At 74.0% G+C, this 23,659-nt stretch carries 22 protein-coding genes and 2 pseudogenes; 16 read left to right on the plus strand and 8 right to left on the minus strand.

All coding sequences use genetic code 11. The features are described 5' to 3' along the window. Positions 1-2: 2 nt before the first annotated feature. On the plus strand, positions 3-422 hold the full coding sequence (locus EAO71_RS27955) for a hypothetical protein (RefSeq protein ID WP_147980693.1): 420 nt from the start codon (positions 3-5) through the stop codon (positions 420-422). Positions 423-439: 17 nt separating this feature from the next. On the opposite strand, the gene EAO71_RS27960 is transcribed toward EAO71_RS27955, so the two are convergent. The 4 genes from EAO71_RS27960 to EAO71_RS27975 form a co-directional block, all read right to left on the minus strand. After that, the gene (locus EAO71_RS27960) at positions 440-679 is read right to left on the minus strand and encodes a hypothetical protein (RefSeq protein WP_261992389.1); all 240 of its coding nucleotides are present in this window, start codon (positions 677-679) and stop codon (positions 440-442) included. 68 nt (positions 680-747) lie between these two features. Further along, complete coding sequence (locus EAO71_RS27965) at positions 748-1,398, minus strand: ABC transporter (RefSeq protein ID WP_147980595.1); 651 nt, start codon at positions 1,396-1,398, stop codon at positions 748-750. Continuing rightward, on the minus strand, positions 1,395-2,249 hold the full coding sequence (locus EAO71_RS27970; RefSeq protein ID WP_147980695.1) for an ATP-binding cassette domain-containing protein: 855 nt from the start codon (positions 2,247-2,249) through the stop codon (positions 1,395-1,397). Before EAO71_RS27970 ends, EAO71_RS27965 begins: the two co-directional genes overlap by 4 nt. Further along, complete coding sequence (locus EAO71_RS27975; protein ID WP_147980596.1) at positions 2,246-2,923, minus strand: AIM24 family protein; 678 nt, start codon at positions 2,921-2,923, stop codon at positions 2,246-2,248. The genes EAO71_RS27970 and EAO71_RS27975 overlap by 4 nt, the downstream gene beginning before the upstream one ends. A 71-nt stretch (positions 2,924-2,994) precedes the next feature. On the opposite strand from EAO71_RS27975, the gene EAO71_RS27980 reads away from it, so the two are divergent. The 6 genes from EAO71_RS27980 (at position 2,995) to EAO71_RS28005 (ending at position 9,888) form a co-directional block, all read left to right on the plus strand. Beyond that, positions 2,995-3,711 carry a peptidyl-tRNA hydrolase gene (locus EAO71_RS27980; protein ID WP_147980597.1) on the plus strand — a complete coding sequence of 239 codons (717 nt, stop codon included), beginning with the start codon at positions 2,995-2,997 and terminating at the stop codon, positions 3,709-3,711. Positions 3,712-3,823: 112 nt separating this feature from the next. Beyond that, positions 3,824-4,573: a DUF4142 domain-containing protein gene (locus EAO71_RS27985; RefSeq protein WP_147980598.1), complete on the plus strand. Its 750-nt coding sequence runs from the start codon at positions 3,824-3,826 to the stop codon at positions 4,571-4,573. A 122-nt stretch (positions 4,574-4,695) separates the two neighbouring features. Next, positions 4,696-6,222, plus strand: coding sequence for an MbnB/TglH/ChrH family RiPP precursor modification enzyme (locus EAO71_RS27990; RefSeq protein WP_147980599.1), 1,527 nt, complete (start codon positions 4,696-4,698; stop codon positions 6,220-6,222). Beyond that, positions 6,219-7,283 carry a TIGR04222 domain-containing membrane protein gene (locus EAO71_RS27995; RefSeq protein ID WP_187282862.1) on the plus strand — a complete coding sequence of 355 codons (1,065 nt, stop codon included), beginning with the start codon at positions 6,219-6,221 and terminating at the stop codon, positions 7,281-7,283. The genes EAO71_RS27990 and EAO71_RS27995 overlap by 4 nt, the downstream gene beginning before the upstream one ends. A 129-nt stretch (positions 7,284-7,412) precedes the next feature. Continuing rightward, entirely contained in the window at positions 7,413-8,159 is a 747-nt protein-coding gene (locus EAO71_RS28000; protein WP_147980601.1) for a TIGR04222 domain-containing membrane protein, read from the plus strand. A gap of 76 nt (positions 8,160-8,235) precedes the next feature. Next, on the plus strand, positions 8,236-9,888 hold the full coding sequence (locus EAO71_RS28005; protein ID WP_147980602.1) for an alpha/beta hydrolase: 1,653 nt from the start codon (positions 8,236-8,238) through the stop codon (positions 9,886-9,888). Positions 9,889-9,952: 64 nt separating this feature from the next. Here EAO71_RS28005 and hemQ read toward each other — a convergent pair whose 3' ends face one another. Both hemQ and hemG read right to left on the minus strand, forming a co-directional pair. Continuing rightward, entirely contained in the window at positions 9,953-10,666 is a 714-nt protein-coding gene (gene hemQ / locus EAO71_RS28010) for a hydrogen peroxide-dependent heme synthase (RefSeq protein ID WP_147980603.1), read from the minus strand. Between the two features lie 17 nt (positions 10,667-10,683). Continuing rightward, the gene (gene hemG, locus EAO71_RS28015; RefSeq protein WP_147980604.1) at positions 10,684-12,171 is read right to left on the minus strand and encodes a protoporphyrinogen oxidase; all 1,488 of its coding nucleotides are present in this window, start codon (positions 12,169-12,171) and stop codon (positions 10,684-10,686) included. A 140-nt stretch (positions 12,172-12,311) separates the two neighbouring features. On the opposite strand from hemG, the gene EAO71_RS28020 reads away from it, so the two are divergent. Together EAO71_RS28020 and EAO71_RS28025 are read left to right on the plus strand one after the other, a co-directional pair. Then, on the plus strand, positions 12,312-13,319 hold the full coding sequence (locus EAO71_RS28020; RefSeq protein ID WP_147980605.1) for a DUF4349 domain-containing protein: 1,008 nt from the start codon (positions 12,312-12,314) through the stop codon (positions 13,317-13,319). A gap of 27 nt (positions 13,320-13,346) precedes the next feature. Beyond that, positions 13,347-14,720 carry an FAD-dependent oxidoreductase gene (locus EAO71_RS28025; RefSeq protein WP_147980606.1) on the plus strand — a complete coding sequence of 458 codons (1,374 nt, stop codon included), beginning with the start codon at positions 13,347-13,349 and terminating at the stop codon, positions 14,718-14,720. A 78-nt stretch (positions 14,721-14,798) separates the two neighbouring features. Here the strand turns inward: EAO71_RS28025 and hemE are convergent, their stop codons facing one another. Further along, positions 14,799-15,875 (minus strand): uroporphyrinogen decarboxylase, encoded by a 1,077-nt coding sequence (hemE, locus tag EAO71_RS28030; RefSeq protein ID WP_147980607.1) that lies wholly within the window; start codon positions 15,873-15,875, stop codon positions 14,799-14,801. Between the two features lie 90 nt (positions 15,876-15,965). On the opposite strand from hemE, the gene EAO71_RS28035 reads away from it, so the two are divergent. Then, positions 15,966-16,658 (plus strand): DUF3000 domain-containing protein, encoded by a 693-nt coding sequence (locus EAO71_RS28035; protein ID WP_147980608.1) that lies wholly within the window; start codon positions 15,966-15,968, stop codon positions 16,656-16,658. Between the two features lie 233 nt (positions 16,659-16,891). Next, positions 16,892-17,230, plus strand: a pseudogene (locus EAO71_RS28040) (response regulator); the annotation flags it as partial. A gap of 158 nt (positions 17,231-17,388) precedes the next feature. Here the strand turns inward: EAO71_RS28040 and EAO71_RS28045 are convergent. After that, positions 17,389-17,505 (minus strand): LuxR C-terminal-related transcriptional regulator, encoded by a 117-nt coding sequence (locus EAO71_RS28045; protein WP_410094051.1) that lies wholly within the window; start codon positions 17,503-17,505, stop codon positions 17,389-17,391. A gap of 36 nt (positions 17,506-17,541) precedes the next feature. On the opposite strand from EAO71_RS28045, the pseudogene EAO71_RS28050 reads away from it, so the two are divergent. The 5 genes and pseudogenes from EAO71_RS28050 to EAO71_RS28070 all read left to right on the plus strand — a co-directional run. After that, positions 17,542-17,778 (plus strand): annotated as a pseudogene (locus tag EAO71_RS28050) (response regulator transcription factor); the annotation flags it as partial. 147 nt (positions 17,779-17,925) lie between these two features. Next, a complete protein-coding gene (locus EAO71_RS28055; RefSeq protein ID WP_147980609.1) occupies positions 17,926-19,212 on the plus strand; it encodes a ribonuclease D in 1,287 nt (428 codons plus the stop codon). A gap of 186 nt (positions 19,213-19,398) precedes the next feature. Beyond that, complete coding sequence (locus tag EAO71_RS28060) at positions 19,399-20,148, plus strand: ferritin-like domain-containing protein (RefSeq protein ID WP_147980610.1); 750 nt, start codon at positions 19,399-19,401, stop codon at positions 20,146-20,148. A gap of 123 nt (positions 20,149-20,271) precedes the next feature. Continuing rightward, positions 20,272-21,486 (plus strand): thiolase family protein, encoded by a 1,215-nt coding sequence (locus EAO71_RS28065; protein WP_147980611.1) that lies wholly within the window; start codon positions 20,272-20,274, stop codon positions 21,484-21,486. Further along, the gene (locus tag EAO71_RS28070) at positions 21,483-23,618 is read left to right on the plus strand and encodes a 3-hydroxyacyl-CoA dehydrogenase NAD-binding domain-containing protein (protein WP_147980612.1); all 2,136 of its coding nucleotides are present in this window, start codon (positions 21,483-21,485) and stop codon (positions 23,616-23,618) included. The genes EAO71_RS28065 and EAO71_RS28070 overlap by 4 nt, the downstream gene beginning before the upstream one ends. The last annotated feature ends 41 nt before the right edge of the window (positions 23,619-23,659 follow it).

The following is a 23,659-nucleotide window of genomic DNA, read 5'->3' on the forward strand; positions in this document are numbered from 1 at the left end:
ATCTGCGCACCGTCCGCGCGAGTGCCTGGTACGACCTGGTCGTGACGGCCGGCTTCGCCACGCCGTGGACCTACGGGCTCGTGCACGGTGTGCTGTCCTCCGGGGGCGAGGCGGCGGGCCTGGGCGCCCTGCCGCCGCTCGAACCGATGCAGGTGCTGTTCGCGAACCTGATGGGTTCGGTCGTGATCGTCTGGGCCGCCCTGCGCCTGCTCCGGCCCCTGCCCGTCCACGGGCTCCTAGACGGCGTGGCCCGTCTGCTCTTCGCGTCCTGGCAGGCGTACGCCGCGACACACGGCGCCCCGGCCCTGCTGTGGCCCTTCTTCGCCGTGGAACTCGCCCTGGGTGTCGTGCAGCTCGTGCCGTGGTGGCGGGCCCGCCGGGTGGAGCGGACCGCCGGGCCCGCCGCACCGGCCGTCGGCTGAACCCGTCCCGCGTCCGGTCAGCCGGAGCAGGCGGTGCGCTGGGCTTCCTGCCACTCGCAGACCGGGCAGAGCGTGATGCCCTTCGTCGACTCGGGGTACTCGGTCGGCGCGCGGCACAGCACGCACTCGGCGAAGGGGCCCTCGACCGTGGGCTCGGCGCGGGGCGCGGGCCCGGGGGCGCAGTACGACGTGCGCTCGTCCCCGGTCGCCGGAAGACCGGTGGCGTCCGTGGCGTCCGTGGCGTCGATGGCGTCCATGGACAAGAGCCTAGACGCTCCCTGGGACCTGTCCGGGAAGGAGCGTCGTCCGCCCGGCCAGGCCCGCGTCACTCGCGCCAGGCCGTGGCCCGGCAGGTGAGGGCCGCCGCCGCGCCCGCCGTCGCCGCGGCGCAGGAGAACGCGAGCCAGGGGACGTGGACGGTCGCGGTGAGCGAGCCCGTGACCAGGCCCGTGACCGCGTACTTCGCGGGGGACCCGGTCGTCACCAGCGAGAGCAGCGAGCCGAGCACCAGGACCGCGAGCGACCAGCCCGGGGCGCGTAGGAGGGGCCGGGTGCAGAGGACGCCGAGGGTCGCCCCGGTGAGGACGCAGGCCCCGGCCGCCAGGAGTCCGGCGGTTCCGGCGGCGAGCGGACCGACCCGGCGCAGGTCGCTCACCGCGGTCACCCCGAGCACGGCCACCGCGCCCAGCACGGCCATGCACCCGACGGCCGCCAGGAACGCCGCCAGATGGGCCCGCTCCCGCCCGGCGGCGGCCGCCACCACGTGCCGCGCGGCGGCCGGTTCCTGGTTGAGGCAGATCCGTACGAGCCAGGCGGTGACCGGCAGGAGCGCGGCGGACGCGTAGCCGAGGGCGCCGAGCACGGGCTCTCCCGCCCGGACGCCCACGCCGACGAGGACGGCGTACAGCAGCAGCGGCGCGAGCCAGCGCTGGGACCGCGCGAGCAGGGCCGTCTGATAGCGGAGCAGGGCGGTCATACCCGGGCGCCTTCGGTGTCGAGTGCGTGGACGTGCCAGGGCGGGCGGGCGTCGAGCAGCGCCCGCAGCAGCGCGTCGGAGTGGGCGGCGTCCACGGTGCAGACGGTCGTGCCGTCGGGGCCGGAGGTGTACGCGGGGGCACCCGGGACGCCTTCGGGAAGCGCGCGGCCGCCGGAGACCACGATCCGTGCCCGCGTCGCCGCTCCGGGGGACCGGCCGGGCGCGGCCGTCCCCTCGGCGGGCACCGGACGCACCCGGCCGGACTCCACCGCGAGGACCGTGTCCGCCTCGCCGGCGAGCCGCCGTGGGTCGTGGTCGACGAAGAGCACGGTGGCACCGGCCGCGACGCGTTCGCGGACCGCGCGGTCGAGTTCCTCCCGGGCGGCCGTGTCGAGACCGGTCCACGCCTCGTCCAGGACGAGCAGTCCGGGGTCGGCGAGGAGCGCCTGCGCGACGGCGACCTTCTGGCTGCTGCCTTTGGAGAGCTCGTCGAGCGGGGTGGCGGCGAAGGCGGTCGCGCCGAACCGGTCCAGCCACTCCGCCGCCCCGCGTTCCGCGTCCCGCCGGCCGAGGCCCTGGACGCGTCCGAGGTGGACGAGCCAGCCGGACGCCGTGAAGGGCAGGGCGACCGGGAAGCGTTCGGGGACGTACGCCGTGCGGCGCGGGCGGCCGGTGATCCCGCCTTCCGTGGGAGCGTCGATGCCGGCGACGAGGCGCAGCAGTGTCGACTTGCCGGTGCCGTTGGTCCCGGTGACGCGCACGAGGGCGCCGGCCGGCAGGCCGAGGGAGACGCCGCGCAGCACCCAGGGTCCGCGCAGGCCGTACCGTCGGCCGACCCGGTCCAGGTTCAGTTCGCCGACGCTTTCTGCGGGGTGAGCTCGCTCGGCCGGACGATCACGAAGCCCTGGCCTTCCAGCTTCAGCTGGACCGCTTCGCCGGAGCCGCCGCGGATCATCGAGCCGAAGGACTGCGAGCGGTGCAGCGAGGTGTGCAGCTGTTCGCTCCAGCCGACGACGGCGTCCGTGTCGACGAAGACCGGGGCCTGCGGGCTGACCGGGATGACGATCGGGTTGCCCTCGCAGACCAGGGCGATCTTCCCGTGGCCGGAGAAGACGCTGTTGAAGAGCCCGCCGCCGGTCATGCCGGCGCCCTTCACGGTCTTGATCTCGTAGGAGAGCGTGGCGTCGAAGCACAGGACGTTGCGGCCGTTGACGGTGAGCGCGTCGTTCTGCTCGATCTCGACGATGAAGCAGTTCTGGGCCTCGTGCGCGAACCAGGCCTCCCCCTGGCCGCGGACGGCCATGAGCGCCAGGCCCTCGCCCGTGACGGCCCGCTTGAGCATGCCGCCGATGCCCTGGGCCTTGCGCTCGAACTGGAGGTCGCCGCGAAAAGCGATCATGGACCCCTGGCGGGCGTGCATCTCGCCGTTGACGGCGTACTTGACGGACTTGGCGTTCTGCAGGCTCATGCCCGGGAAGGCCGCCGTCTCGGCCATGTGTTCGCTGGCGAAAAGATCACTCTTCATACCGAGCATCCTGTCCCGGAACGGTTCATTCCCACAACAGCCGCCTGTGACGGGGGTGGCAGACTTGCCGGGTGAGCAGCGATGAGACCACCCCCGAGCCCGTACGCACCGACTCCCGTGACGAGAAGCAGCAGTTCGTCCTGCCCCTCGTCGTGCGGATCGAGCGGGCCGAGCCGCCGTCCCGCACCGACGCGCTGGAGACGTCGGCCCGGGCGGTCCTGGAGATCCTCTCCGACGAGCGCTCGCACGGCGAGGGGCCGTGGGCGAAGGTCATGACGGACTGGCAGGACGCCCGGATCCGCAAGGTGGTGCGCCGGGCCCGGGGCGCGGAGTGGCGCCGGGCCGGGGAACTGCCCGGGATCACGGTCACCGGCGGCTCGGCCGAGGTCCGGGTCTTCCCGCCGGTCCCGCTGGACGGCTGGCCCAAGGAGCTGGCCAAGCTCCAGGTGTCGGGGACGGATCTGGTCGACCCGGTCGAGCCCGGGGACGTGCCGGCCGGGGCTGCGCGGCTGTGGCTGAACCCGGAGCTCGACATGTCGGCGGGCAAGACGATGGCGCAGACCGGGCACGGCGCGCAGCTGCTGTGGTGGGAGATGTCGGACGCGGACCGCGCGGCGTGGCGGGAGGCGGGCTTCCCGCTGGCGGTGCGGACGGCGCCGAAGGAGCGCTGGGCGGCGCTGACCACGAGCGGGCTGCCGGTGGTGCGTGATGCCGGGTTCACGGAGATCGCGCCCGGTTCGTGCACCGTGGTCTCCGAATTCCCCGCGACCGGTTTCCGCACCGGCTGAACGCGAGCGGCGTGCCGTCCGTATCCCCCGATACCGCCGAGCGGCTTGAACAGCTGCCCGGTTGGCGGTTCAGTCTGCGGTGACACCACCGCACACCTGCACGGGAGACACTTTGTCGCTACGCGTCAACGGGACGGCACTCATCATCGCGGCACTGGTCGCGACGGTCGGCGCGCTCGCCTTCCCCGTCTGGTCCTACGCCGACCGCTCCGGCACCGGCCAGGCCAACCTCAACGCGTCGAGCGTGGCCACCCAGTGGGGCCCGCTGTCGGCCACCGACCGCGACTTCCTGGTCAAGGTACGCCTGGCCGGCCTCTGGGAACTGCCGGCCGGCCAGCAGGCCATCGAACGCGCCCCCACCCAGGCGATCCGGGACGCCGGCGACCACCTCGTCGTCGGCCACACCGACCTGGACCGGCGGGCGCGCGACGTGGCGGCGAAGCTGGGCGTGGAGCTGCCCAACCAGCCGACCGAGCAGCAGCAGGGCTGGCTGCGCCAGATGACGGCGGCCAACGGGCAGGAGTACGAGCGCCTGTTCGCGAACCTGCTGCGCAACGCGCACGGCAAGGTGTTCGCGCTGGTCGCCGAGGTCCGGCACACCACCCGCAACACCCTGATACGGCAGCTGGCGAGCGACGCGAACCAGACGGTGCTGGACCACATCACCATGCTGGAGGCGACCGGGCTGGTGGACTTCGACTCGCTGGCGAACGAGGCGGCCGGCAAGAAGACGGCCCCGCCCACCGGGCCGCCGGTCGTGCCGTCGCCCGCCCAGCCCACGCCGGCGGTGCCGCAGGGGACGGACCAGACGTTCACCTCGACGCCGGTACCGGACGGGGGCATCGTCACCCCGCGGTCGTAGGTCCGGCCGGGCCCCGTCCTCTCCCCCTCCGGCGGAACCTCAAATCAACCTCTGAACGTCCCTCCGACTGGATTCGAACGGATTCGGCGGGGCCATCACGTGAGGGACTGAAGGAGGGGGACATGACGGAACTCGGCATCGGCATCGGGTGGCGTCCGGAGATCGCGGAGGCGGTGGAGGCACTGCCCGGCGTCGACTGGGTGGAGGTCGTCGCGGAGAACCTCTGCGCGGGCCACCTGCCCGACTCCCTGACGCGGCTGCGGGCGCGCGGGGTCACGGTGGTCCCGCACGGGGTCTCGCTGGGGCTCGGCGGGGCCGACCGGCCGGACGCGGGACGGCTCGCGGACCTGGCGGCGAAGGCGACGGCGCTGGGGGCGCCGCTCGTGACGGAGCACATCGCGTTCGTCCGCGCCGGGGGCGCGCTGACCGCGACGCCGGTGCTGGAGGCGGGCCACCTGCTGCCGGTGCCGCGGACCTGGGACGCGCTGGAGGTGCTCTGCGAGAACGTCCGGATCGCCCAGGACGCGCTGCCGGTGCCGCTGGCGCTGGAGAACATCGCGGCGCTGGTCTCCTGGCCGGGCGAGGAGCTCACGGAGGGGCAGTTCCTGGCGGAGTTGGTGGAGCGCACGGGGGTGCGGCTCCTCATCGACGTGGCCAACCTCCACACCAACCACGTGAACCGCGGCGAGGACCCGGCGAAGGCGCTGGCGGACCTGCCGGTGGAGGCCCTGGCCTACGTGCACGTGGCGGGCGGTCTGGAGCGCGACGGCGTCTGGCACGACACCCACGCCCATCCCGTACCCCCCGAGGTGCTCGCCGTCCTGGCGGACCTCGCGTCGCGGGTCTCCCCGCCGGGTGTGCTGCTGGAGCGGGACGACCACTTCCCGCCCGCGGAGGAACTGGCCTCGGAGCTGTCGGCGATCCGGCGGACGCTGCGGACGGCGTCGGGCGGGGCGGCTCCCGCCACGGCSGKGGCSGTGGCGGGGGTCGCGGCGGACGGCGTGGCGCGGTCGGCGGCGCATGGCCTGCCCGCGCCGGGATCCGTCCTCGCGGTCGTGGACGACGTCGCCGAGCGACCGCTGCTGATCGGGGCGGGCGCGCGGGCGTCGGGCGGGTTCATGCCCGCGCCGCACCCGGTCCCGGCCGTGGCCGACGGCGGCGCCGCGGCACCGGACGGGCCGGAACCCGGCGGGAGCGGCACGGGACCCTCCGCCACCGGACCCGCCCCGGGTGCCGCCCGGGAGCGGCTCGCCCTCGCGCAGGCCGCGCTGCTGTCGGCGCTCGTCGCCGGCACCCCCGTGCCGGAGGGCTTCGACGCACGGCGCCTGGGTGTACAGAGCCGGGCTCTGGTCGCCAAACGGGCGGGGGTGATCGCGAAGGTGGCCCCGGAACTGCCGGAGATCCTCGGCACGGGCTTCCGGGCGGCGTTCTCCTCGTACGCCCTGACCAGGCCGATGACGGGTGGCTACCGGCGCGACGCCCTCGACTTCGTGGAGCACCTCCTCGTCGCCGGCCGGCCCGAGGACCCCGAGGCGCGGCGGCGTCTCACCCACTGGTGGCAGGACCGTGCCGGCACCCGGCCGCCCGGCCGGGCGGCCCGCCTGGCCCGGGCCGCCCGCGCCGCGCTCGCGGGGAGGTGGGCGGCATGAACACGCTCGCGCTGCTGGTCACGGCGGCCGGCGCCGTCTGCGCCGTCCTGCTGATCGTCAAGCTCTCCCGTACCCGCCGCGGTCCCGGCGGCCCGCTGCACGACCGGTACGAGGCCGCGTTCCTGAACGGCGGTCCGGCGCGGGTCGCCGACGCCGCCCTCGCGGCGCTCCAGGCCGACGGCCGGATCGCGGTCGGCGGGCCGGGCATCGTGTCCGTCCTGCGCCCCACCGCGCACGACCCCGTCGAGCGTGCCGTCCTCCAGGAGCACGCGGCTGCCCCGCACGGCGCCCTGCACCATCTGCGGCTGGCGGTGATGCGTCACCCGGCCGTCCAGGAGACCGGTGACGCGCTGGCGGACCGCGGGCTGCTCGTCGTCCCCGCCGCGCGGCGCTCGACGATCCGCTGGAGCATCGCGCTCGGGGTGGTGTGCCTGGCCATGTTCCCCGTCTCGATCGTCCTGACGGTCGTGGACCTCGGGTCCTCGGACGGCTTCCCGGTCCCCTTCGTCTTCAAGGTGGCACCGGCCCTGCTGGGCACCGGGATCGCGGCCGTGGTCTGTGCCTCGCTCGCGGCCTCCCGGGTCACCCCGGCCGGCCGGATGGCCGTCGCCGCGTACGCGCGGGACCACGGGCATCTCGCCGATGCGGGGCACCTGGTCGCCCTGCACGGGCTGCGCGCCCTGCCGGACCCGGTGCTGCGGGAGCAACTCCTGGCGGCGGCGCGGGTGTACGGCCCCGGGCCCGGCCCCCGGCGGCGCTCCGGCGGTGGCCGCGGTCCCGGGCACGGCGGACCGTACCCCGGGACGAGCACGGACGCCGCGGGCCTGATCGCCGTCTGGTGCGCGAGTGACGCGGGCGGAGGAAGCGGCTGCGGTGGTGGGGGCGGTGGCGGTGGCGGCGGCTGTTCCGCCGGATCGTGCTCCAGTGGCTCCTGCTCCGGCGGCGGCAGCTCCTGCGGATCGGGCGGCGGGTCGAGCTGCTCGAGTTCCAGCGGGAGTTCCTGTTCCAGTGGCAGTTCCTGTTCCAGCAGCAGCGGTTCGAGCTGCGGAAGCTCCAGCTGAACCGGCGGGCCCCTCGGGATGCCGGGATCCCGAGGGGCCCGTCGTCACGGCGGGCGCACGACGCCGGCGAGGGTCCGATCGGCGAGAAACCCCTGGCGCGCGGCGGTGCCCATCGGCTAGAACTCCCGCATGATCTGGGTCCCTCTCCTGCTGGTGGCGTGCGTCGGGGCGGCGGTCAGCTGTGCGCGGTTGTGCCGCGCGGCCGTCGTCGAAGCGTCCCTTCCCGACACGGTCGCGGACGGGCGGCGGGAGCTCACCTTGCCCGAGGCCGCGTACCTCGCCGGCGGCCCGCTCCGCGTGACGGACCTGACCCTGGTCCTGATGCACCGCCACCGCCGCCTGCTGCTCGCGCACACCGGCTGGGCCACGGTCGTCGACCCGGACGGACGGGACGAGCTGGAACGTTCCGTCATCCAGGCGATCGGCCCCGACGGCCAGTCGCCCACGGCGGCGATACGGCCTGTGATCGCCGCCGCCGACGCCGTACGGGCACTGGCCGACCGGCTCGTCGCCGCCGGTCTCGCCGTGCCCGAGGCGGGCCGGCGCAGCGTCTCCGGCGGGGTCCGGTCGGTGCGGCTCGCCCTGGCCCTGACCGTGGCCCTGGGCGCGGGGGCGGCGGCGCTGGTGCCCGGCCACGAACGGATGCCGGTGTACGCCTGGTTCGCGCTGCCGCTGGTGCTCACCGCGGGCTGCCTGGTGATCGCCCGCGCGGAGGTCCATCCGTACAACCGCTGGGCCTCCCCCACCGGTCTGGCGCTGCTCGCCGGCCTCGCCCCGGACGGTCCGCTCGCTCCCGACGATCCGCTCACCGCGCTGGCGACCCGCGGGCCCGCCACCCTGGATCCGCAGCTCCGGGCGGCACTTCGGGGGCATTGACCACGACACCGCCCGTCGGTCCTTTACTTGGGGCGCGCCGCCCGCTTTCGTCCCATGGGGACGAAGGGAAGTGGCGATGAGAGCCCTCGCACTGTTCGGAGCAGCCGGGTCGCTGGTGCTGTCGTCCCTGACCGCCGCGCCGGCGGCCGGAGCCCTGGAGGCCCCGCCCGCCGAGACCGTCGGCACCCTCCTCGCCGCCCGTCGCGCGGCCGCCCACCCGCCGCGATTCGGTGCCTGCCCGGCGTCCGAGCGGCTGCCGTCGACGGTCTCGTGCGCCACGGTGACGGTCCCGCTCGACTACGCGGCCCCTGACGGGACCCGCATCGGACTCACCGTCAGCCGGGTCCGGGCGTCGGGTCCGGCGTCCTCGCGCCAGGGCGCGCTGGTCTACAACCCGGGTGGGCCCGGGGCCTCCTCGACGTTCTTCCCGCTGGCCGCCGGGCTGCCGGCCTGGAAGCGGATCGCCGCCGCGTACGACCTTGTCGGCTACGCCCCGCGCGGGGTGGGCAGCTCCGCGCCGGTGTCCTGCCAGGACCCGGCCGACCGGGTGACGGGCCCCACCCCGGCCCCCACCGAGCCGTCGGAGGTCTTCAAGCGGGAGCGGGTCGCCCGCGCGAAGACGTACGCGCTGGGCTGCGCCCGGCGCACGGGCGCGTCGCTGCGGCACTACCACTCGCTCAACAACGCCCGCGACCTGGAGGTGCTGCGGGCCGCGCTCGGCGAGCCGAAGCTGACGTACATGGGCGCCTCGTACGGCACGTACTTCGGCGCGCTGTACGCCACGCTCTTCCCGCACCGGGTGCGCCGGATGGTCTTCGACGCGCCCGTCCATCCCGCGCCGCGGCAGATCTGGTACGCCAACAACCTCGACCAGTCACTCGCCTTCGAGCGGCGCTGGGCGGACTTCCGCACCTGGATCGCCCGGCACGACCGGGTCTACGGCCTGGGCACCACGGCGGAGGAGGTGGGCCGGAACCACGAGCGGGCCCGCGCGGAGCTCGCGGCCCGTCCGGCGGGCGGCCGGGTGGGTCCGGGCGAGTTGCACGCGGCGATGCTCCAGGCCGGGTACGACGACGTGTTCTGGCCCTCGCGCGCCGCCGCGCTCTCCCGGTTCCTGAAGGGCGATCCCGAGCCGCTGATCGCGCTGGCGGCACCCGCCGGGAACCCCACGGGGTCGGGGGGATCGGCCGGGTCGGCGCTCAGGGGCGCCGCGCCGTCCCAGGACCCCGGCAACGCGACGGCCGTCTACACCGCCGTGGAGTGCAACGACGCTCCCTGGCCGGAGGACTTCGCCGTCTGGGACCGGGACAACACCCGGCTGGCGCGGCGCGCGCCGTTCGAGACCTGGGACAACGTCTGGGCGAACCTGCCGTGCGCGTACTGGACGGCACCGCGGCAGCGGCCGCTGGACGTCCGCACCGCTCCGGGTGAGCTGCCGCCGGTGCTGATCCTCGCCGCCGAGCGGGACGCGGCCACGCCGTACGCGGGGGCGCTGGAGCTGCAGCGCAGGCTGTCGGGTTCCGCCCTGGTGACCGAGCGGGACGCCGGGACGCACGGCATCGGGGGCGGCGGGAACGCCTGTGTGAACGGCCATCTGGAGACGTATCTCCTCACGGGGGCCGTGCCCGGAAAGACGCCGGTGCGGCGCGCGTCGTGCGCGCCGCACCCGGAGCCGGACCCGGTGTCGCTGGAACAGCGGCGGGAGTCGGGGACCCCCTCCGCCGTCTGATCTTCCGGGTCGAGGGGCGACGAGCCCGGCTGGGCGCCGGGTCGTCACCAGGTCGAGAGGCCGGTCAGGCCAGGCCCGCCACCAGCTCGGCGACGCTCTTGCGGCGGCCGGTGTAGAACGGGACCTCCTCGCGCACGTGCAGCCGCGCCTCGGACGCGCGCAGGTGACGCATGAGGTCGACGATGCGGTACAGCTCGTCGGCCTCGAAGGCGAGGATCCACTCGTAGTCGCCGAGCGAGAACGAGGCGACCGTGTTGGCGCGCACGTCGGGGAAGCCGCGGGCCATCTTGCCGTGGTCCGCGAGCATCCGGCGGCGGTCCTCGTCCGGCAGCAGGTACCAGTCGTAGGAGCGCACGAAGGGGTAGACGCTCACGTAGTCGCGAGGCGTCTCGTCGGCCAGGAAGGCCGGGATGTGCGACTTGTTGAACTCGGCGGGGCGGTGCAGCGCCATGTTCGACCAGACCGGCTCCAGAGCGCGGCCGAGCCGGGTGCGGCGGAAGAGGTTGTACGCCTCCTGGAGCTCGTCGCTCGTCTCGGCGTGCCACCAGATCATGACGTCGGCGTCGGCGCGCAGACCGGAGAGGTCGTAGGTGCCGCGGATCGTGATGTCCTTGGCGGCGAGCTGGTCGAACAGCTCCTGGACCTCGTCGGCGAAGCCGGCGCGGTCCTCGGGCAGAACGTCGCGCAGTTTGAACACAGACCACAGGGTGTAGCGGATGACCTCGTTGAGGTCCTTCGCCTTCTTACCGGCGTTCGGGATCTTTTCGGGCGCACTCATACGCCTATTCTCGCCCGTCACGGACAGTGCCCTGCACCAGGGTCGGTGGTTTTCGACGTGGCGATGATCTCGTCCGCCGCGCGGTGGGCGGAGGCGATGCAGGCGGGGATGCCGACGCCGTCGTACGCGGCGCCGGCGAGGCGCAGTCCGGGCAGGCCGGAGACGGCCGCGCGGATGCGGGCGACCCGGGCGAGATGGCCGACGGGGTACTGGGGCAGGCCGCCGTGCCACCGGGTGACGGTGGTGGCGACGGGGCGGGCGGCGAGGCCGGTCGCCGTGCCGAGGTCCTTGAGGGACGCCTCGACGAGGTCGGCGTCGTCGCGGTCGACCTGGCCCTCCTCGCCGTGGCGCCCGACGGAGGTGCGCAGGACGAAGAGGTCGGGGGCGGCGTCGGTGACCCACTGCCACTTCTGGCTGGAGAAGGTGGACGCCTTGATGGTGTGGCCGTCGACCGGCGGCACGAGGAAGCCGGAGCCCGGGAGCGCCCCGAGGTCGGAGCGGCGGAAGGCGAGGGTGACCAGGGCCATCGAGGCGTATTCGACCGCGGCGAGCTCGGCCGCCGCGGTGGGCTCCTCGCCGGCCAGGAGCGCGGCGGCGACGGGAGCGGGTGCGGCGAGGACGACGGCGTCGGCGAGGTGGGTGCGGCCCCCGCCCTCGACGTGCCACCGCGCGCCGGACCCGGCGGTCGTCCCGTCCGGTGCCGGAAGGCGGCGCAGCACCGTCACGGGGGCGTGGGTGAGGATCTCGCCCCCCGCGGCGCGGACCGCGTCCGCGACGGCGTCCGGGAGGGTGCCGATGCCGCCCGCGATGCCCGCGAACGCGGAGCCACCGAGGCCGGTGGCCGCGCCGGCCGCGTCGGCCGGGACCGCGGCGCCGGCCCGCTGGACGGCGCGGACGGCGTCGGTGAGCGTGGCGTGGGTGCGGGCGGCTTCGAAGAGCGCGGGCACGGCGGCGCGCAGGGAGATCCGGTAGGCGTCGCCGGCGTACACCCCGCCGAGCAGCGGCTCGACGAGCCGGTCGACGACCTCGTTGCCCATCCGTTCGGAGACGTACGCGCCGATGGCGATGTCGTCGCCGATCTCCGTCGGGGGCAGCTCGCGGTCCCGCTCGACGCGTTCCACGCCGTCCGCGGAGAGCAGTCCGGCGAGGGCCCGGCCGTCGCCCGGCACGCCCATGACGTGGCCCTTGGGCATGGGGATCAGTTCGCCGCGCGACCAGACGGACGCGGTGGTCGTGGCGGGCGGCCGCAGGCGGTCGCCGAGTCCGACGGCGCGGGCGAGCGCGACCGCCTCCGGGCGGCGGGCGAGCAGCGACTCGGCGCCGAGGTCGACGGGCGCGCCGGCGATCTCGCCGGCGAGGAGCTTGCCGCCGATCCGGCCGCCGGCTTCGAGGAGGGTGACGCGGGCACCGGCCGAGACCAGCCGGTGGGCCGCCGCGAGTCCGGCGATCCCGCCTCCGACGACGACGACGTGCCCGGGTGACCTGCCCGTGATGTCCGCGTTCATGGATCCACTCTCTCAGACGGGTTCCGCTGTCCGTTCCGAGGCCGGACCGTGATCGCATCGCTACCGCGCGAGGGCAACCTCCTGCCCCGTCCCGTACGTCGAACCGGCAGACATTCACCACCCACCCCCGGGGGGATCACATGCGTGGAACGAGAACGTCCGCGGCTCTGCTGACGCTCGCGCTCGCCCTGACCGGCTGCGGCGCGTCCGCCGACGGCGGCGAGCGGAGTCTGGGCGACAGCAAGGCGGCCGCCCCGGCCGAGCAGGGGTCCGACGGCTACGGCGGCTCGGCGGCCGACGCGGCGAAGGAAGCGGACACGAAGGCCCCGGAGGCGGGGAAGCGGGCACCCGTGCCGAGCCCGCAGCACGTCATCCGGACGGCCTCGCTGTCCGTCGAGGTGCGGGACGCGGCCCGGGCCCTCGCCACCGCGCGCCGGGTCGCCGACGCCGCGGGCGGGCACGTCGCGAACGAGACGACGGAGCGCGTCGACGACTCGCACGTGACCTCGCACGTCGTGCTGCGGGTGCCGCAGGAGCGGTACGAGTCGGTGCTGGCGGAGCTGGCCGGCACCGGCCGGCTGCTGTCCCGCAAGGCGGACGCGAAGGACGTCACCGAGCAGGTGGTGGACGTGGAGAGCCGGATCGCCACCCAGCGGGCGAGCGTGCAGCGGGTGCGGGCGCTGATGGAGAAGGCGACGAAGCTGTCCGACGTCGTCACGCTGGAGGGGGAACTGAGCCGCCGTCAGGCCGATCTTGAGTCGCTGCTGGCCCAGCAGGCCTCGCTGAAGGACCGGACGACGCTGGCGACGATCACCCTGGATCTCGTCGAACCGGAGAACGCGCAGGCGTCGCGGGACGAGGGCCGTCCCGGCTTCCTCGACGCGCTCGGCGGCGGCTGGAACGCGCTGGTGACGGCGCTGGCCTGGGCCGGGATCGTGCTGGCCGCGGTAGCGCCGTGGCTGGCCGTGGCCGCTGCGCTGTACGCGGTCTGGCGCCTGCTGCTGCGTCCGCGCCTGTCCCGTCGTACGCGCGCGGCGGCGTCCGCTCCCCCGGCCGGTGCGCCGCTGCCGGTCCGGGCGCGCAACGCCGCCGGGGCGCCGCTGCGGACGGCGGACCCGGAGGCGCCCGCCGCGCCCAGGGAGGACTGAACGACCGCCCCGACGTAGCGTGTTCGTATGAGCGAACGACTGGTGGTCATCGGGGGCGACGCGGCGGGCATGTCGGCCGCGTCGCAGGCGCGCAGGCTCAGGACTCCCGAGGAGCTGGAGATCGTCGCCTTCGAGCGCGGTCACTTCACCTCGTACTCGGCGTGCGGGATCCCGTACTGGGTCGGGGGCGACGTCATGAGCCGCGACGAGCTGATCGCGCGGAGTCCCGAGGAGCACCGGGCGCGGGGCATCGATCTGCGGGTGCGCACCGAGGTGACCGAGATCGACGTCCCCGGGCAGCGGGTGCGCGCCCGGGACGTGGGGTCGGGCGCGGAGACGTGGACCGGCTTCGACAAGCTGGTGATCGCCACCGGGGCCCGGCCGCTGCGGCCGCCGCTGCCGGGGATCGACGCCGCCGGCGTGCACGGGGTGCAGACCCTCGACGACGGCCAGGCGCTGCTGGACTCCCTCGCCCGGTCGGAGGGCCGGCGGGCGGTGGTCGTGGGCGCCGGCTACATCGGCGTGGAGATGGCGGAGGCGCTGCTCAACCGGGGTTACGAGGTGACGGTCCTGAACCGGGGCGAGCAGCCGATGGCGACGCTGGACCCCGACATGGGCCGGCTGGTGCACCGGGCGATGGACGGGCTCGGCATCACCACCGTCGGCTCCTCGGCCGTCACCAAGATCCTCACGGGCGGGGACGGAGCGGTCCGGGCGGTGGCGACGGAGGGCGCCGAGTATCCGGCGGACGTGGTGGTGCTGGGCATGGGCGTGGAGCCGGAGACCTCGCTCGCGCGGCGGGCAGGGCTGCCGGTCGGCGTGCACGGCGGGCTGCTGACGGATCTGGCCATGCGGGTGCGGGGGCACGGGAACATCTGGGCGGGCGGCGACTGCGTGGAGGTCCTGGACCTGGTCTCGGGCCGCGAGCGCCACATCGCGCTGGGCACGCACGCCAACAAGCACGGGCAGGTCATCGGCTCGAACGTCGGCGGTGGCTACGCCACGTTCCCGGGCGTCGTCGGGACGGCGGTGTCGAAGGTGTGCGACCTGGAGATCGCGCGGACGGGGCTGCGCGAGAAGGAGGCCCGCGAGGTGGGTCTGGAGTACGTGACGGTGACGGTGGAGTCGACCAGCCGCGCGGGCTACTACCCCGGGGCGGCCCCGATGACGGTGAAGATGCTGGCCGAGCGGCGCACGGGCCGGCTGCTGGGGGTCCAGATCGTGGGCCGGGAGGGCGCGGCGAAGCGGGTGGACGTCGCGGCGGTCGCGTTGACAGCCGGGATGACGGTGGAGCGGATGACGGCGCTGGACCTGGGCTACGCCCCGCCGTTCTCGCCGGTGTGGGACCCGGTCCTGATCGCGGCGCGCAAGGCGGTGGCGGCCGTCCGCGCGGCCGGCTGACCGGGGGCCCCGGGCGGTGCGGCCGGAGACGCGCCGCGCCCCCGCCCGGTCGCGGGCGGGGGCGCGGTCCGTCCGGTCTCAGACGGCGGTGCGGGTGTGGACGTACTCCACCAGTCGCGTCAGGGCGTCCGGGTCCATGGACGGCAGGACGCCGTGGCCCAGGTTGAAGATGTGCCCCTCCAGGTCCTTCGCGGCGTCGAGGACCTCGTCCGTCTTGGTCTCGACGGCCTCGCGCGAGGAGAACAGCACGGCCGGGTCCAGGTTGCCCTGGAGCGCCTTGCCGGGGCCGACGCGGCGGGCGGCCTCGTCCAGCGGGACGCGCCAGTCGACGCCCACGACGTCCGCGCCCGCCTCGCCCATGAGTCCGAGGAGCTCGCCGGTGCCGACGCCGAAGTGGATGCGCGGCACACCGTAGGAGGCGACCGCGTCGAAGACCTTGACGGAGGCGGGCATCACCGAGCGGCGGTAGTCGGCGGGGGCCAGGGCGCCCACCCAGGAGTCGAAGAGCTGGACGGCGGAGGCGCCGGCCTCGATCTGGACCTTGAGGAAGGCCGAGGTGATCTCGGCGAGGCGGTCGAGCAGGTCGGCCCACAGCTGCGGGTCGCCGTACATGAGCGCCTTGGTGTGCTCGTGGTTGCGCGACGGTCCGCCCTCCACGAGGTAGCTCGCGAGAGTGAAAGGCGCGCCCGCGAAGCCGATGAGCGGGGTGGAGCCCAGCTCGGCGGTGAGCATCCCGATGGCCTCGGTGACGTAGTGGACGTCCTCGGGGGTCAGGTCGCGCAGCCGTGCCAGGTCGGCGCGGGTGCGGATGGGGTCGGCGACGACGGGTCCGACGCCCGGCTTGATGTCGAGGTCGAGGCCGATGGCCTTGAGCGGGACGACGATGTCGCTGAAGTAGATCGCCGCGTCGACCTTGTGGCGCCGCACGGGCTGCAGAGTGATCTCGGTGACCAGCTCGGGCCGCATGCAGGACTCGAGCATCGGGATGCCCTCGCGGACCTTCAGGTACTCGGGCAGCGAGCGCCCCGCCTGCCGCATGAACCAGACCGGCGTGTGGGGCACCGCCTCGCGGCGGCAGGCCTTCATGAACGGGGAGTCGTACGTCTGCGACTGCTGCTGCGTCTGCTGGCCCGAAGGGCGGTCGTTGGCACTCACGCCCAGAATCTTCGCATGTGCGCGAAGCCGCTCCCCCGGGCCGGGTGTCCCTCCCTGCGCGAGGGGCCCGTTCCGCCTAGTCTTCCCCGCATGGCTGCGGCTCAGGGACACCTTTCCGATCATTCCGACGGCGACGAACAGGCGGGCGACACGGCCGGTCAAGCGGAGGCCGAGGCGGTTCCGGCCGCGTTCCGGCGAGCGGTCGAGGCGGTGCGTGGGGCCAGGTTGCGGCCGGAGATCGAGATCGACCCGACCCGGCCGCCGCAGCGGCTCGCCCCGTACGCGTACGCACTGGAGGCGACGGTCGTCGACGGCGAGGAGGACCTGGCCGACGGCCGGCTCGTCCTGCTGCACGACCCGGCCGGCCACGACACCTGGAAGGGAACGTTCCGTCTGGTGACGCTGGTCCGGGCGGAGCTGGAGCCGGAGATGGCGGCCGATCCTCTGCTGCCGGACGTGTGCTGGTCCTGGCTGACCGGCGCGCTCCAGGCGCGCGGGCTCGCGTACGGCGAGGCGAGCGGCACCGTCACGATGGCGGGCTCGCACTACTTCGGCGGGCTCGCGGACCGCAGGCCGGCCACCCAGATCGAGATCAGGGCCTCGTGGACGCCGCGGGAGGACGCCTCGGGGGTGCCCGACTCGGGTGCGCATCTGGCGGCCTGGTGCGATCTGCTCTGCCAGATCGCCGGCCTGCCCCCGTCCCCGGCCGATCCGGGCGCGGGCACCACCTCGGGCGCGGGAGTCGTCTCGCTGCCCCAGCGCAGGGGCCCTCAGCAGCCCTGAGGCGGGTGCCGGGGAGCACCCGGCGCGCCCGGGGATTCACCCGGACGGAGGACTACTCGTCAGATGATCGATCGCGCGTCCGAATTGCACCGAATTATTACTCACCAAATCGTGATCTTTCTCTAAAGGCGGGCGCCCGAGTTGCCGAAGAGGTCAATGACCCCTTCACCGCACGGGTTCGCCCCCGGCTTCTTCCCCGAGCCGGCTCCGTCCCGCACTCCCCAGGAGGCCGTGTGTCCGTTCTCCTCGAGCAGCCCGCAAGCCTGGCCTACCGTCCGAACAAGCCGACCGCCATGGTCGTCGTGGCCGACCCGCGCGTTCGCTCCACCGTCACCCGCCACCTGTGGGCCCTCGGCGTACGCGACGTCATCGAGGCGTCGTCCATCGCCGAGGCGCGTCCCCGCGTCGGCAGCCCACGCGACATCTGCGTGGCCGACGTCCACCTCCCCGACGGCAGCGGCCTCACCCTGCTGTCCGAGACCCGCGCCGCGGGCTGGCCCAACGGGCTGGCCCTCTCCGCGGCCGATGACATCGGCGCCGTGCGCAACGCCCTCGCGGGGCTCCAGCAAGGGGATCGGCAGCCCGTTCGCAGGGACGTCGTCGTCCGGGGGGGCGCCCCCGGTGGTTCGCAGTGCTGTGTCTGCTGCGGTCTCTTGGGCGTCGGTCACGTGTCAAGGGTATCTGTGAACGGCAAGCGCCTGTCGACGGAACGTTCGGTCGTGCGGGCCGGTCAGTGGATGATCCCGGTGCGCAGGGCCACCGCGACCATGCCGGCACGGTCGCCGGTGCCCAGCTTGCGGGCGATGCGGGCGAGGTGGCTCTTCACCGTGAGGGCGGACAGGCCCATCGAGACGCCGATGGCCTTGTTCGACTGGCCCTCGGCCACCGCCGCCCCCCGGGTGCTCSGAGCCACCCGGGCGGCTACCGCGAGCTCTCCGGCCGCGAGGTCGAAGTGCTCCGGCTGGTGGCCGAGGGCCAGTCGAACAAGGCCATCGGCGTCTCGATGGGCCTGTCCGCCCTCACGGTGAAGAGCCACCTCGCCCGCATCGCCCGCAAGCTGGGCACCGGCGACCGTGCCGGCATGGTCGCGGTGGCCCTGCGCACCGGGATCATCCACTGACCGGCCCGCACGACCGCCCCGGGACCGGTCGGTTCCAGGGCATCCGTCCGGGCATCGGCTCCGGCTCGAACGATTGACGAAAGATCGGCGCCTGTCGACGGAACGTTCCGTCGACAGGCGCTTGCCGTTCACAGATACCCTTGACACGTGACCGACGCCCAAGAGACCGCAGCAGACACAGCACTGCGAACCACCGGGGGCGCCCCCCCGGACGACGACGTCCCTGCGAACGGGCTGCCGATCCCCTTGCTGGAGCCCCGCGAGGGCATTCCGCCCGTCGTCGCGACGGAGGAGGCGCTCGCCGAGGTGATCGCCGCGTTCGCCGCCGGGAGCGGACCGGTCGCGGTCGACGCCGAGCGCGCCTCCGGCTACCGCTACGGCCAGCGCGCCTACCTCGTCCAGCTGCGCCGCGAGGGCGCGGGCACCGCGCTCATCGACCCCGTGGGCTGCCCCGACCTGTCGGCACTGGACCAGGCGCTCGCCGGAACCGAGTGGATCCTGCACGCCGCGACCCAGGACCTGCCCTGCCTGCGCGAAATAGGTATGGCACCGGCCCGGCTGTTCGACACCGAGCTCGCCGGCCGCCTCGCCGGCTTCCCGCGGGTCGGACTGGGCGCCATGGTCGAGACCGTCCTCGGCTTCGCCCTGGAGAAGGGCCACTCCGCGGTGGACTGGTCCACCCGCCCGCTGCCCGAGCCCTGGCTCCGGTACGCCGCGCTGGACGTCGAGCTCCTCGTCGACCTGCGGGACGCACTGGAGAAGGAGCTCGACCAGCAGGGCAAGCTGGAGTGGGCCCGCCAGGAGTTCGACGCGATCGCCTCGGCCCCGCCCGCGCCGCCGCGCAAGGACCCGTGGCGGCGGACGTCGGGGATGCACAAGGTGCGGCGCCGTCGCCAGATGGCGGTGGTGCGCGAGCTGTGGACCGCGCGGGACAAGGTCGCGCAGCGCCGCGACGTGTCACCGGGCAAGGTGCTCAGCGACGCCGCGATCGTCGAGGCCGCGCTGGCCGTACCGGCGAACGTCGCCGCGCTCACCGCGCTGCCCGGATTCGGTCACCGCATGGGCCGCCGCCAGCTGGAGCAGTGGCAGGCGGCCGTGGACCGCGCGAAGGCGCTTCCCGACAACGAGCTGCCACAGCCCGGCCAGCAGGTCGCGGGCCCGCCCCCGCCGCGTGCCTGGGCGGACAAGGACCCGGCGGCCGCGGCGCGCCTGTCGGCCGCGCGGGCCGCGATCTCGGCCCTCGCCGAGGAGCTGAACCTCCCGCAGGAGAACCTGATCACGCCGGACACGGTGCGCCGGGTGTGCTGGGAGCCGCCGGCCGTGGTGAGCCCGGACACGGTGGGGGCCGCCCTCGCCGGGTACGGCGCGCGCCCCTGGCAGGTCGGACTCGTCAGCCCGCTGCTGGCCGCGGCCCTGGCCGTGTCCACCGCCTGACCCGGTCCGCGCCTCCGGACACGGCCGGACCTCCGGACACGGCCGGACCTCCGGACCATCCGCCGGAGTGCCGTTCCCGAGCCCCCGCCCGCCCTCGCGCGGCCGGGGGCTCCGTCATGTCCCGGTTCTGTCACCGCGGGGGCGAGTCACCTTTGAACGCGCTCAAAACCCCCTAGGGTCTTGAACATGATCAAAAATGGCTACGCGGACTGGATCGACGACTTCACCGCCGAGCGGGAGCGCCGCGCCGCGCTCGGCGACCCGGACTGGGAGCGGGGCGCCCTGCTGACGCCCGCGCTGATCCGCAGCGTCCAGCGCTTCCAGGTCGGCGAGGACGGTGACGGGGCGGAGCTCAGGGCCAAGGCGCGGCGGGCCGGCGACGCCGGCTACACGGAGGCGGTCGGTTTCTTCGTCGCCGAGGAGCAGAACCACGCGCGGATACTGAAGCTGCTGCTCGCGGCGGGCGGGGCCGCCACACTGTCCGGCCACTGGAGCGACGCCGCCTTCGTCCGGCTGCGGCGGCTGCTGGGGCTCCGCACCGAGCTGCTGGTGCTGATGGTGGCCGAGGTGGTGGCCCTGCGTTACTACCGCGCCCTGCGCGACGGCTGCGCCGACCCCCTGGTCTCCGAGGTCGCGGGGCGGATCCTGGGCGACGAGGAGCGGCACGTGCCGTTCCACTGCCGCCGGCTGCGCGAGGGCTTCGCCGGCCTGCCCCCGGCCGGGCGGCGCGCGGTGACGGCCGGCTGGCGCGTCCTGCTCGCGGCGGCGGCGCTGGTGGTGGTGGCGCACGACCACGGCCCGGCGCTGCGCGCCCTGGGCGTCGGCCGGCTCGCCTTCGTCCGCGACGTCGTGCGGCTCTCGGGCCCCCTCGCGGCCACGGTGGACGGCCGGGCCGCGGCCCCCGCCGGGCCCGCCGCTCACCGGTCGGCGGTGTGACCTTCGCCGCTCCGGCCCCAAGGACTGGGCAGTCTGGTTACCCGCAAGTAGCATGGGGTCAGCAAGCGCGCGCTTAGTCGCGTGCCGCAGCAGTGCCATCCCGCACCCTGGAGGAGAGCCATCGTGCCTCGTACCGTCAGGGACGTCGTCTTCGTCGACGGCGTCCGCACCCCGTTCGGCAAGGCGGGCCCGAAGGGCATCTACCACGAGACCCGCGCCGACGATCTCGTCGTGAAGGCCATCCGGGAGCTGCTGCGCCGCAACCCCGGCCTCGACCCGGCGAAGATCGACGAGGTCGCCATCGCCGCGACCACGCAGATCGGTGACCAGGGTCTGACGCTCGGCCGTACCGCGGGCATCCTCGCCGGTCTGCCCCAGTCCGTCCCGGGCTACTCCATCGACCGCATGTGCGCCGGCGCGCTGACCGCCGTCACCTCGGTCGCCGGTTCGATCGCCTTCGGCGCCTACGACGCCGTGATCGCCGGTGGCGTCGAGCACATGGGCCGCCACCCGATGGGCGAGGGCGTCGACCCGAACCCGCGCTTCGTGTCGGAGAAGCTCGTCGACGAGTCCGCCCTGTTCATGGGCATGACCGCCGAGAACCTGCACGACCGCTACCCGAGCATCACCAAGCAGCGCGCCGACGAGTACGCCGTGCGCTCGCAGGAGAAGGCCGCGAAGGCGTACGCCGACGGCAAGATCCAGCAGGACCTGGTGCCGATCTCGGTGCGCCGTACCAACGCCGAGGCCGGCGAGACCGGCTGGGGCCTGGTCACCGCCGACGAGCCGATGCGCCCGGGCACCACCCTGGAGTCGCTGGCGAACCTGAAGACGCCGTTCCGCGTCCACGGCAACGTCACCGCGGGCAACGCGGCCGGTCTCAACGACGGCGCCACCGCCTCGATCATCGCCTCCGAGGACTTCGCCCGCGAGAACAACCTCCCGGTCAAGATGCGCCTCGTCTCCTACGCCTTCGCCGGCGTCGAGCCGGAGGTCATGGGCTACGGCCCGATCCCGGCCACCGAGAAGGCCCTCGCCCAGGCCGGCCTGTCCATCGAGGACATCGGCCTCTTCGAGGTCAACGAGGCCTTCGCGGTCCAGGTCCTGGCGTTCCTCGAGCACTACGGCATCGCCGACGACGACGCCCGCGTGAACCAGTACGGCGGCGCGATCGCCTACGGTCACCCGCTCGCCTCCTCCGGCGTCCGCCTGATGACGCAGCTGGCCCGCCAGTTCGAGGAGAACCCGCAGGTCCGGTACGGCCTCAACACGATGTGCGTCGGCTTCGGCATGGGCGCCACGGTCATCTGGGAAAACCCCCACTGGGAGGGCAAGTGAGCACCACCGCCGAGCTTCTGAAGGGCGCCGCGGAGCTCTTCCCGGACGAGGTCGTCACGAGCGCCCACGTACGGCACTTCGAACTTCCCGCGGGCGCGGGCCGGTTCGCGCTGATCACGCTGGACAACGGCTTCGACCACACCAAGCCGACCACCTTCGGCCCCCAGTCGCTGGCGAACCTCAACGCCGCCGTCGACCAGGTCGAGAAGGAGGCGGCCGAGGGCGCGATCGTCGGCGTCGGCATCACCGGCAAGCCGTTCATCTTCGCGGTCGGCGCCGACCTCAAGGGTGTCGAGCTGCTGGGCCGGCACTCCGACGCGCTCGCCATCGGCAAGGGCGGCCACGACGTCTTCAAGCGGCTCTCGTCGCTCGCCGTGCCGACCTTCGCGTACTACAACGGCGCGGCGATGGGCGGCGGTGTCGAGGTCGGTCTGCACTGCACCTACCGCACCGTCTCGAAGGCCCTCCCGGCCTTCTCCCTGCCCGAGGTCTTCCTCGGTCTGGTCCCCGGCTGGGGCGGCTGCGCGATCCTGCCGAACCTGATCGGTGCCGACAAGGCCGTCTCGGTCATCATCGAGAACTCGCTGAACCAGAACCGCCAGCTCAAGGGCAAGCAGGTCTTCGAGCTCGGTATCGCCGACGCGCTCTTCGAGGGCGCGGACTTCCTGGAGCAGTCGCTGATCTGGACGGCCTCCGTCCTCAACGGCACGGTGACCGTCGAGCGTCCCGAGATCGACCGCGGCGCGGGCTGGGACCAGGCCGTCGCGCGCGGCCGGGCCATCGCCGACGCCAAGGTGCACGGTGCGGCCCCGGCCGCCTACCGCGCCCTCGACATCATCGAGGCGGCCAAGGACGGCGACCTGCAGAAGGGCTTCGACGCCGAGGACACGGCCCTGGCCGACCTCATCATGGGCGGCGAGCTGCGCTCCGGCATCTACGCCTTCAACCTGGTGCAGAAGCGCGCCAAGCGCCCGGCCGGCGCCCCGGACAAGTCCCTGGCCCGCCCGGTCACCAAGGTCGGCGTCGTCGGCGCCGGTCTGATGGCCTCCCAGCTGGCCCTGCTCTTCCTGCGCCGCCTGGAGGTGCCGGTCGTCCTGACCGACATCGACCAGGAGCGCGTCGACAAGGGTGTGGGCTACGTCCGGGCCGAGATCGACAAGCTGCTCGGCAAGGGCCGGATCAACCAGGACAAGGCCAACCGCCTCAAGGGCCTGGTCTCCGGTGTCCTGGACAAGGCCGAGGGCTTCGCGGACGCGGACTTCATCATCGAGGCCGTGTTCGAGGAGATGGGCGTCAAGCAGCAGGTGTTCGCGGAGGTCGAGGCCGTCGCCCCGGCGCACGCGATCCTCGCCACCAACACCTCCTCGCTGTCCGTCTCGGAGATGGCCTCGAAGCTCCGGAACCCGGAGCGCGTGGTCGGCTTCCACTTCTTCAACCCGGTCGCGATCCTCCCGCTCCTGGAGATCGTGCGCGGCGAGAAGACGGACGACGCCTCGCTGGCCACCGCGTTCGGTGTCGCCAGGAAGCTGAAGAAGACCGCGGTCCTCACCAAGGACGCCCCGGCGTTCGTCGTGAACCGCATCCTGACCCGCTTCATGGGCGAGATCCAGAACGTCATCGACGAGGGCACCCCGGTCGAGACGGCCGAGAAGGCCATCGAGCCGCTCGGTCTGCCGATGTCCCCGCTGGTCCTGCTGGAGCTCGTCGGCCCGGCGATCGGCCTGCACGTCTCCGAGACCCTGAACCGCGCCTTCCCGGAGCGCTTCACCGTCTCCGAGAACCTGGCCGCGGTGGTCAAGGCCGGCAAGCGCGGCTTCTACGTCTACGACTCCGGCCGCCCGGAGCTGGACCCCGAGGTCGCCGCCCTCCTCAAGCAGGGCGACAGCGTCCTGACGGAGGAGCAGGTCCGCGACCGCGTCCTGGACGCGGTGGCGCAGGAGATCGGCCTGATGCTGGAGGAGGGTGTCGTCGCCGAGGCGCAGGACATCGACCTCTGCCTCATCACGGGCGCGGGCTGGCCCTTCCACCTGGGCGGCATCACGCCGTACCTGGACCGCGAGGGCGTCTCCGAGCGGGTGAACGGCAAGCCGTTCCTCGCCCCCGGCGTCGCGAGCGTCCCGGTCCAGGCGTAACGGACCCTGGACAGGCGGCGGACGGCCCCGGCACCCTTCGT

The sequence above is a fragment of the Streptomyces sp. MS191 genome (genome assembly GCF_008042125.1).
Classification (GTDB): Bacteria; Actinomycetota; Actinomycetes; order Streptomycetales; family Streptomycetaceae; genus Streptomyces.

Bases quoted from the DNA above. Each gene is read 5' to 3' on its own strand.
- EAO71_RS27960 (WP_261992389.1), bottom strand. From the start codon at position 679: ATGGACGCCATCGACGCCACGGACGCCACGGACGCCACCGGTCTTCCG.
- EAO71_RS27965 (WP_147980595.1), bottom strand. From the start codon at position 1,398: ATGACCGCCCTGCTCCGCTATCAGACGGCCCTGCTCGCGCGGTCCCAG.
- EAO71_RS27975 (WP_147980596.1), bottom strand. From the start codon at position 2,923: ATGAAGAGTGATCTTTTCGCCAGCGAACACATGGCCGAGACGGCGGCC.
- EAO71_RS27995 (WP_187282862.1), top strand. From the start codon at position 6,219: ATGAACACGCTCGCGCTGCTGGTCACGGCGGCCGGCGCCGTCTGCGCC.
- EAO71_RS28000 (WP_147980601.1), top strand. From the start codon at position 7,413: ATGATCTGGGTCCCTCTCCTGCTGGTGGCGTGCGTCGGGGCGGCGGTC.
- EAO71_RS28005 (WP_147980602.1), top strand. From the start codon at position 8,236: ATGAGAGCCCTCGCACTGTTCGGAGCAGCCGGGTCGCTGGTGCTGTCG.
- hemQ (WP_147980603.1), bottom strand. From the start codon at position 10,666: ATGAGTGCGCCCGAAAAGATCCCGAACGCCGGTAAGAAGGCGAAGGAC.
- hemG (WP_147980604.1), bottom strand. From the start codon at position 12,171: ATGAACGCGGACATCACGGGCAGGTCACCCGGGCACGTCGTCGTCGTC.
- EAO71_RS28020 (WP_147980605.1), top strand. From the start codon at position 12,312: ATGCGTGGAACGAGAACGTCCGCGGCTCTGCTGACGCTCGCGCTCGCC.
- EAO71_RS28025 (WP_147980606.1), top strand. From the start codon at position 13,347: ATGAGCGAACGACTGGTGGTCATCGGGGGCGACGCGGCGGGCATGTCG.
- EAO71_RS28035 (WP_147980608.1), top strand. From the start codon at position 15,966: ATGGCTGCGGCTCAGGGACACCTTTCCGATCATTCCGACGGCGACGAA.
- EAO71_RS28045 (WP_410094051.1), bottom strand. From the start codon at position 17,505: ATGGGCCTGTCCGCCCTCACGGTGAAGAGCCACCTCGCCCGCATCGCC.
- EAO71_RS28060 (WP_147980610.1), top strand. From the start codon at position 19,399: ATGATCAAAAATGGCTACGCGGACTGGATCGACGACTTCACCGCCGAG.